Raw genomic sequence first — 4,630 nt, forward strand, 5'->3', positions numbered from 1 at the left:
ATGCTCAATCACACTATCGCCAAACTCGGAACATTTGAGTAGTGTGGCATCGTCCATCAGTCGGTCAAAATCGTAAGTCACCTTCTTTGCTGAAATAGAGCCTTCAATTCCCTTTCTCACTAAATCCGCTGCTTCAGTCCAACCCAAGTAGTCAAACATCATCGCTCCTGAAAGCATTACGGAGCCAGGATTCACTTTATCTTGACCAGCGTATTTAGGAGCCGTACCGTGCGTAGCTTCAAAAATGGCATTACCGGTTTCGTAGTTGATATTGGCCCCCGGAGCAATTCCAATTCCCCCCACAATAGCCGCCAGTGCATCAGACACGTAGTCGCCATTTAGGTTGAGAGTGGCAATCACTTCGTACTCTGATGGACGTAACAGAATTTGCTGGAGAAACGCATCCGCAATCACATCTTTAATAATAATCTTATGACCATCTTTCTCAATAATCTGCCACGGGCCTCCTTCGTAGTCGGTAGCTCCGTATTCTTCTTTCGCCAAATTATAGCCCCAATCGCGGAAAGCCCCTTCGGTAAACTTCATGATGTTACCTTTATGTACCAAGGTCACGGAGCCTCGTTTGTACTGGAAAGCGTATTCAATAGCTGAGCGAACCAAACGCTCAGTACCTTCTATTGATACGGGTTTGATACCGTAGCCAGCCGTATTAGGAAAACGTACCTTCTTGTATCGATCGGCAAAAGTATCTTTTAGCATAGAAGCAAACTTCTTTTCATCGTCGCTACCCTGCTGAAATTCTATACCTGCGTAAATATCCTCGGTATTTTCCCGGAAGATCACCATATCGGTAGTGCTAGGGTCTTTTACTGGAGAAGGAGTACCATTGTACCAACGTACCGGTCGCACGCAAGCGTACAAATCGAGCTCTTGCCGCAAAGCTACATTGAGTGAGCGAATACCGCCCCCCACGGGAGTAGTTAACGGTCCTTTAATGCCGACCAAATATTCTCGGAAGGTATCTAACGTTTCTTCAGGAAGCCATTCTTGAGACTTATCGTATGACTTTTGGCCGGCATACACTTCCTTCCAATTAATTTTCTTACTGCCCCCGTAGGCCTTCTCTACCGCTGCATCCATCACTTTTTTAGAAGCCGGCCAGATATCTATTCCCGTACCATCACCTTCAATAAATGGAATAACCGGTTGATCCGGTACCTGTAAGTCGCCATTTTGAATTGTAATTTTTTGTTCGCTCATCGCTTATCTAAAATTGGTTGTAAAAGTAATTAGGCGCCAAAATTACACATTTTTACGCGCTATCCGAACCCCACAAAACGGGGAATACAAAAACACTGGCCAGATTTTCCGGTTCTTTCAGCAAACTGTCGTAAAAAAATATCTATGTCCGATCAAAATATTGCTGTTTTTTGGTTCCGTCGCGACCTTCGCTTTGATGATAATGCCGGTTTATTCCACGCTTTGAAGGGTGATTTGCCCGTGTTGCCGCTCTTCATTTTTGATCAGAACATCTTAGATGATCTAGAAGATAAAGATGATGCGCGAGTGATGTTCCTCCACGACACACTGAGCGCCATGCATCAGCGGTTAAACGATAAAGGCTCGTCGCTACTGGTGAAGTACGGTAAACCTGAGAAAATATGGCGCGAAGTGCTCCAGAACTATTCGGTGCGAGCGGTGTATACCAACCACGATTATGAACCCTACGCCAAGGAGCGAGATGAAGTGATCAACCAGCTACTCACCAAACAGGATATTCCATTTCGGACGTATAAAGACCAAGTAATTTTTGAAAAGGATGAGATATTAACCGGGAGCGGGAGTTTTTATAAAGTGTTTACTCCCTACAAAAAATCTTGGCTAGAGAAGTTAGAAGATGGAATGTTAGAGTCGTATACTTCTGGCTTATCGTTTGATAATTGGTACCCGACGAGTTCGATTCCGATGCCTTCGTTGGATGATATGGGTTTCGAGCGGTCGAATATTGAAATTCCCCCGAACCGAATTGATGAAGATGTTATTGAGCACTATAAGGAAAAACGGAACTATCCGGCCCAAGACGGAACAACCCGTTTGGGAGTACATCTGCGCCACGGAACCCTCAGTATTCGTAAGCTAGCTCGCCAAGCTATAGAGATTAACGAAACGTACTTGAGCGAATTAATCTGGCGGGAGTTTTATATGCAAATTTTATATCATGCCCCCCAAGTAGTAGAGAAGTCGTTTAAACCGAAGTACGACAATATTCCCTGGCAAAACAATGAAGACGACTTTGCGCGGTGGTGCGAAGGGAGAACCGGCTACCCTATTGTGGACGCTGGCATGCGCGAATTAAATAAGAACGGCTACATGCACAACCGAGTGCGGATGATCGTTGCTAGCTTTCTAACCAAGCATTTGCTGATTGACTGGCGGTGGGGCGAAGCCTACTTTGCCCGAAAACTGCTTGACTACGAATTGGCTAACAACAACGGCGGTTGGCAGTGGGCGGCGGGTAGCGGAGTAGATGCTCAGCCTTATTTTCGCATATTCAATCCTTACAGCCAAACCGATAAGTTTGATAAAGAAGAGGAATACATCAAAAAGTGGGTGCCCGAGTACGGCACCGATGACTACCCCGAACCGATGGTTGACCACAAGCAAGCCCGTGAACGTGCAATTGAAACGTATAAGGAAGCGATTAATTAGGGTGTTCAAGTGTTAGTGAACTCATGTGTTCGCGTAATCCTGAACACCTGATTATTTGACCACAATTGAGTGTTGTTGAGCAAATGGCTGACCAGTAGCGGTGATGCCTTCCACTCGGATATCATAATCTGCCTTTTCGTCGGAAGTATAAAATTCTACTTGAGCACTACCTTCTTCATCAAACACAATGGTAGGCTCCCAGTGCAAGGTAGAGCGAAAATCGGGCTTTACATGCTCGGGTTTTTTGGTACCATAACGAGGAGTGTAGAACTCGCGAGGCTGATAATAGCCCGGGTGCGTGATATTGGTGATTCCCATACTTTTGGTAACCGTAGGGGCACCGACTCCTCGTCGGGTGTAGACCGCAATAGCACCAGACCCTCTATTACCAAGGATGGAGGCCGAGGGACCCTTCAGTACATCAACATAATAGACATCGTTGATATTGATACTGTTGATTAGTTGAGCATCAGCAGGTACTCCATCTAGTAAATAAAACGCGCCTGATCCACGAAAACCACTCATTCCTCGTATGACAGCAGTTTGATTAGGAAACGATCCTACTATTTGTACTCCTGGTACACGCCGTAATAGTTCGAAAATTGACAAAGCACTGTTTCCCCCCGGAATTGAGTCTAGAATAAGCCTATTACTGGGTTCGTTGTAAAGTCGGTTCGCATCGCGAAATGGATCATGAAAATCATCTTTACGTCCTTTTATTTCTACTCCTTCTAGTACAATAGTTTTTTCGCCAAAATTGTAAGACTCGTCAATCTGATCAATTTTTTGCTGCTGCTCTAAGTAATTAGCCATCATTGTTAGCCACACCGATTGATTGGGCCGTCGTGGTTGATCAACTGGTGGTTCGGTGGGTAACTTTAGATCGATGTAGACATCCTTTTTCAGTTTTTCTTTTTTGCCTTTTACTCGCCGGGCTTGGATAACCAATTCAGTAGTATCTCGGAATTGGTTATCAACAAAGGTGAATTGCCCGTTCTCGTTGGTTCTTCCCTCGACTAAAAAGTAGGAGCTGTCTACGGCCATCATCATAATCTGGCCACTCACCGGCTGGTCGCGCTTGTAGTAGCGAACCATTTGTCCCTCTATCTGAAATCCCCGTTCCACAATACGCTCCACAGCAGTCAGGCTATCCCGCAGCACATCGTTCCAGGTAAACCTCCGCCAGCCCTGAGTGAGCATAAGATTATCCAACGCTTGGTAAGATTCTTCAGTGAGATTATCAAAATAGTACTGCGGTTGCTCGATAGTTCCCCGCAGATCGGAGGTAAGCAGTAAATTGTTAACTATAGTTTCACTTCCCTCTAAATAGCGAATTCGGTTAGGGTTGGTAATCGTGAGCGAAGCAAACGCCGATAACGGTTGCTGATCTTTATCTTCTAGATTTAGCCGAAGAACTGCTTTTTTGCGAGTAGCGTAACTGGGCTGATCATTTTTGATGGTTAGTTGAGGTAGATTGGTAGGATAGTTAACAAAAATTAAGCGCTCGCACTGAGGCTTGCCGGTGTTATCAAAAAAAGTAAGATGGCAAATACCGTCTGGAAACAGTGCTTTAGGTATCTCCGCAATGAAGTAAGGACTGGTGGCATCAACGGTAGTAGCGGTAAAAGCTATACCCCGCTGGTGCCCAACTAATACTCCACCCCGCACCCCTTCGTTACCAGTGGCTTCTACTATTATTCTTATGTCATCGGAAATATAGCTGGGAATAGACCGTAGAGTGAATCCTTGCTCTTGCACCTGAGGTAGCGGAAAAGTTAGCGGAATTCCCGCTACTTCGATTTCTGCTTGATAATGATGATTGGCGGCAGGTTTAAGTACAAAGCGTCCCATACCAAATTGCTGACTCTCGAACGTAGCTACCTCTCGTTGATTTTGATCAATAATACGCCCCTGCACGGCCAACCCCAAACCATCTGGGCCGGTGGCTTTAAACGCTATC

General features: G+C 45.4%; 3 protein-coding genes. 1 reads left to right on the forward strand and 2 read right to left on the reverse strand.

Annotated elements, in window-relative coordinates; all coding sequences use genetic code 11:
* On the reverse strand, positions 1-1,221 hold a 1,221-nt coding region (gene icd, locus WBA23_RS02405), incomplete at its 3' end, for an NADP-dependent isocitrate dehydrogenase (protein ID WP_424580647.1).
* A gap of 144 nt (positions 1,222-1,365) precedes the next feature.
* Here icd and WBA23_RS02410 point away from each other — a divergent pair.
* On the forward strand, positions 1,366-2,670 hold the full coding sequence (locus tag WBA23_RS02410) for a cryptochrome/photolyase family protein (protein ID WP_424580648.1): 1,305 nt from the start codon (positions 1,366-1,368) through the stop codon (positions 2,668-2,670).
* A 51-nt stretch (positions 2,671-2,721) separates the two neighbouring features.
* Here WBA23_RS02410 and WBA23_RS02415 read toward each other — a convergent pair.
* A partial coding sequence (locus tag WBA23_RS02415; RefSeq protein ID WP_424580649.1) for a TonB-dependent receptor occupies positions 2,722-4,630 on the reverse strand: 1,909 nt, incomplete at its 5' end.

Origin of the sequence: Tunicatimonas sp. (assembly GCF_049647865.1) — a bacterium.
Taxonomy (GTDB): domain Bacteria; phylum Bacteroidota; class Bacteroidia; order Cytophagales; family Cyclobacteriaceae; genus Tunicatimonas.

Coding starts and splice junctions, on each gene's coding strand:
- WBA23_RS02410 (WP_424580648.1), top strand. CDS start 1,366: ATGTCCGATCAAAATATTGCTGTTTTTTGGTTCCGTCGCGACCTTCGC.